The sequence below is a fragment of the Streptomyces sp. NPDC054840 genome (assembly GCF_053611065.1).
On sequence record NZ_JBSGZP010000887.1, the window covers coordinates 1 to 2,462 of the forward strand.

Consider the following 2,462-nt stretch of genomic DNA (forward strand, 5'->3'; position numbering starts at 1 on the left):
GGGTCAGGCCGGGCGACCGCCGAAGGGGGCGCCGGTGCCGTAGTAGGTGCCCAGGTCCTCGCGGTAGCCGGCGTCACCGAGGTGGTGGTCGCGATGGAACTCCGGGGCGTCCTTGATCTGGCCCCTTGTGCGGTCGACGTAGATCTTCCGCTCGGCCGCGTCGATACGGACCACGACGCTCGCCGGGAGCAGGACCTCCTTGCCGAAGATCCACACGCCCGTGTCCACCACCAGATAGGCGTCACCGACCTCGTCGGAGTGCCGGGTGACCTTGCCGACGCTCCCGTCGGTCGCTTCGACCTCGAAACCGGTCAGGTCCGTACCGACCAGGTAGCCGGCGGTCGACTTGAATCCCCACACATGCTCGGTCACGCGGAAACAACTCCTCCGGTTGACAGTGGGCGGCGAGTTCGTCCCTCGGCGCCCTTCCTTTCACCTGCACCCCGCCTGCCCCACGCTCGGAGTCTCATGCATGCCCCACCCCCGTCTCGCGGGCCCACCCCAAGCGCCCATGCTGAGGAGGAGGGCGACGCCGCCCGGAGATCCGTCTTTCCCGAAGGCCGACGAAGGCGCCCGAGAGTAGGGGAAATCATGCGCGTGCGAGGAATCCTGGACCTCACCCTGGCCACGGCAACCCTGGCCGGCATGAGCGCCTTCGGCGCCGTCGGCGCCGTCGGCGCAGAGGCCACCTCGGCTCCGAACATCACCAGAGACGAATGCACGGCCGCGGGTGGACAGGTCGCGTCACAGCCCTATGCCGGCTACGTCTGCAGGCTGCCCGACGGGACGTCGCAGCAGATCACTTGACCGCCCGGCGTGACGGCGGCGCCTGCTTCGCGCACGGGCCTCGGCGTTGCCGGGGTCCCTCACGGGCCGGCCACACGGACCGTCCGCGAAACCCGCGACAACCGAAGAGGAACGACCGGCCCCGCCCGCCTCGCCTCAGGCCGGCCGGCTACGGATCTGATGCCACTGCCGGCCGTGGGCGATGTGCGTGTCCGGCCCGTTCCTGCTCTCCTGCCCGAATCCCGATCCCCGGGGCGATCGATGCCACGGGGTCTACGGGGCGGGAGTCGTGGATTCCTGCGCGACCGGCGGGTGGCATACGGGGCGGGGGTCGTCTTCCTCCGCGCGCGGCCAGTACCGTCCTTCGAGAGCCTCGGCGCTGCGGTTGAGCCGGACCAGGACGTCCTCCAGCTCCCGTATCTCCTCAGGGGACCAGTCGGCCACCACCCGGGCCAGGCACGACTGGTTGACCTCACGGTCTCCGGCGAGCCGCCGCGCGCCTTCAACGGTGATGCGCAGCTTTCGGGCCATGCCCCCGTCCGGGTCCGCGACGCGCTCGGCCAGTCCGCAGCGCAGCAGTGCGGCCGTCTGGCGGTTCACGGTCGAGGTGTCGAGCCCGAAGGCGTCCGCCAACTGTCCGATGGACATGGGGCCTTGTGTATCGATCCGGCTGAGTAGCAGGTACGCCGACCGCTCCAGGCGTTCGGGGTCGCGTTCGCGCCGGGCAAGCACCTGGTGCCGCGAGAGCAGCATCAGCTCCCGCTCCAGTTTCTCCAGCACTACGCCTCCCGCTCCTTCCGACGCCCCATTATCGCCGACCCATGGACCGGCGGACCTCTGCCGGGGTGGGTGGCCTGCGGACGGCTCCGCGCCAGGGCCGGGCCGGGCCGGGCCGGGCCAAGGCAGGCCTGACGCGGCCATATGCATGATACACAACATGTGTATCATGCACTTCTCGTGTCACCCCGACGAGCCACAGCTTGAACCCGGAGGACCCGCATGACCGTCACCACGTCCACCGCCTCCCGTGCGGCCGAGATCCTGTCCCGGCCCGTCACGCTGAACGGCCTGACCGTCCCCAATCGCATCGCGATGGCTCCGATGACGCGGATGTTCTCCCCCGGCGGCGTACCCGGCGAGGACGTACAGGCGTACTACGCCAGCCGGGCCGCCGCAGGCGTGGGCCTGATCGTCACCGAAGGCACCTACGTAGGTCACGATTCCGCCGGGCAGAGCGACCGGGTGCCGCGATTCCACGGCGAGGACCAGCTCGCGGGGTGGGCGAAGGTCGCCGCGGCCGTGCACGAGGCGGGCGGCACGATCATGCCCCAGCTGTGGCACATAGGCATGGTGCGCAAGCAGGGCGAGGCACCGTACGCCGACGCGCCCGCCGTCGGCCCCTCCGGCATCCGCGTCGACGGTACCGAGGGGACCGGCAAGGCGATGACCCGCGCCGACCTCGACGACGTCATCGGCGCGTTCGCCGACGCCGCCGCGGAGGCCGAGCGGATCGGCTTCGACGGCGTGGAACTGCACGGCGCCCACGGCTACCTCCTCGACCAGTTCCTGTGGGCGGGGACGAACCGCCGTACCGATGCCTACGGCGGCGGCCCCGTGGCCCGTACGAAGTTCGCGGCCGAGATCGTGGCCGCGGTCCGCGAGACCGTCTCGCCCGA

The 2,462-nt window shown here is 70.8% G+C and carries 4 protein-coding genes; 2 read left to right on the forward strand and 2 right to left on the reverse strand.

The window, feature by feature from the left end:
- Positions 1-3: 3 nt before the first annotated feature.
- A complete protein-coding gene (locus tag ACWGIU_RS35515; RefSeq protein ID WP_453712215.1) occupies positions 4-372 on the reverse strand; it encodes a PRC-barrel domain-containing protein in 369 nt (122 codons plus the stop codon).
- A 219-nt stretch (positions 373-591) separates the two neighbouring features.
- Between ACWGIU_RS35515 and ACWGIU_RS35520 the strand changes: the two genes are divergently transcribed.
- Positions 592-807 carry a hypothetical protein gene (locus ACWGIU_RS35520; protein WP_453712216.1) on the forward strand — a complete coding sequence of 72 codons (216 nt, stop codon included), beginning with the start codon at positions 592-594 and terminating at the stop codon, positions 805-807.
- A gap of 252 nt (positions 808-1,059) precedes the next feature.
- On the opposite strand, the gene ACWGIU_RS35525 is transcribed toward ACWGIU_RS35520, so the two are convergent.
- Positions 1,060-1,539: a MarR family winged helix-turn-helix transcriptional regulator gene (locus ACWGIU_RS35525; RefSeq protein WP_453712218.1), complete on the reverse strand. Its 480-nt coding sequence runs from the start codon at positions 1,537-1,539 to the stop codon at positions 1,060-1,062.
- Positions 1,540-1,785: 246 nt separating this feature from the next.
- Here ACWGIU_RS35525 and ACWGIU_RS35530 point away from each other — a divergent pair.
- Positions 1,786-2,462: oxidoreductase (locus ACWGIU_RS35530; protein ID WP_453712217.1), on the forward strand; the 677-nt coding region annotated here is incomplete at its 3' end.